The sequence below is a fragment of the Stenotrophomonas pictorum JCM 9942 genome (genome assembly GCF_001310775.1).
GTDB classification, from domain to species: Bacteria; Pseudomonadota; Gammaproteobacteria; order Xanthomonadales; family Xanthomonadaceae; genus Stenotrophomonas; species Stenotrophomonas pictorum.
On sequence record NZ_BAZI01000543.1, the window covers coordinates 1 to 1,396 of the forward strand.

2 protein-coding genes are annotated in these 1,396 nt (G+C 66.8%); both read right to left on the reverse strand.

Annotated elements, in window-relative coordinates; genetic code table 11:
* The coding region (ccsA, locus tag JCM9942_RS15860; protein WP_172675168.1) for a cytochrome c biogenesis protein CcsA at window positions 1-443 on the reverse strand (443 nt) is incomplete at its 3' end.
* Window positions 444-607: 164 nt separating this feature from the next.
* On the reverse strand, window positions 608-1,330 hold the full coding sequence (locus tag JCM9942_RS15865) for a TetR/AcrR family transcriptional regulator (protein ID WP_083468595.1): 723 nt from the start codon (window positions 1,328-1,330) through the stop codon (window positions 608-610).
* Between the last annotated feature and the right edge of the window lie 66 nt (window positions 1,331-1,396).

A 1,396-nucleotide genomic window follows, 5' to 3' on the forward strand; every position in this document is an offset into this window, starting at 1 on the left:
CCGATCACGCCCAGATACAGGAACAGCAGGATCAGCTCGGTGGTCAGGCGCGGGTCCCAGTCCCACCAGGTGCCCCACATCGGCTTGCCCCAGATGCTGCCGGTGAGCAGGGTGATCACGGTGAAGGCGGCACCGATCGGCGCGCAGGCCATGGCCAGGATCTCGCACAGCTTGATCCGCCAGACCAGGGCGAGGGCGGCGTAGAACGCCATCAGCGCGAACACGAACAGGCTCATCCAGGCTGCCGGCACGTGGATATAGAGAATGCGGAAGCTGTCACCCTGCTGGTAGTCGGCCGGCACCACCGCCAGCGCCTGCCACAGGCCGAAGGCGAACAGCGGCAGGGCGGCGAGATAGCACCAGGGTGACCAGCGTGCGGCAAAGGCATCGAAGTAGGCGGGAGAACCCAGCTTGTGGAACCAACCGATCAAACCTTTGAACATCCGCTCGCTCGCTGAGGAAGACGAAGGCAGTGCCATCGCGGGCCCCGCCGCCAAGCCCCGCCAAGCGCAGGCGCCTTTGCTGCCGCAAGATTAGCTCAAGACGGCGCCCTTGGTGTGGCCAGCAATCAATGACAAAGCGCCTTCGTGCGTGATAGCGGCGCGGGTCAGGGGCTGGGGCGGTCTCGGGGCAGCGTGCCCTGCAAAAACCGGTATACGGATGCGCGCGCTTGCTGCTGCGCCTGCGGTATGTCGCTGGCGTCGATGCGGCCATTGATCGAGCGCAGGATCAGGCCGCCAAGGATCAGCGTGTAGAAGTCCTTGGCCGCGGCCGCGTTGTCGTCAATGTGCAGCCGGCCGGCCAGCGCCTCGCGGGCGAAATACTGGCTGAGCAGTCTCTCCATCGGCTCCACCCCATGGGCCAGGAACCAGTCCCGCAGTTCGGGATGGGCCGGGCCCTCGGAAACGACGATGCGGTGGCAGGCGATGCGGACCGGGCTGAGGATTTCCTCGACCATCCGGCAGGCCGCGTTTTCCAGGGCCTGTTCCGGCGGCAGCGTGGATTGCAGCAGCTCCTCCACGCTTTGCCCGAAGTCGTGGATACTCTGCTCCATCAACGCGTGCGCCAGCCCTTCCTTGTCGCCGAAGGCCCGGTAAAGGGTGGCCATGGATCCGCCGGCGCGCTTGACGATGTCCGACAGCCGCGCGCCTGGTAGCCCTTTTCGTTGAGGACCTCGGTGGCCGCTTCGAGGAACTTTCCCATCCGCTGCTCGCCGCGGCGTTGCATGCCGACGACAGGCCGCGGTCGAAACGGGGACTTCACGCTGTCGGGAGAGCCGGGGGAGTCGGGGCTGGACATCGGGCGACCGCAGGCAGGAAGCGGACGCCAAGAGTAGCGCGTCACCGGCTCAGGAGTTGGCGATGCGGATGGCCGCGGCCGCCGTCAGCGGGGCGAG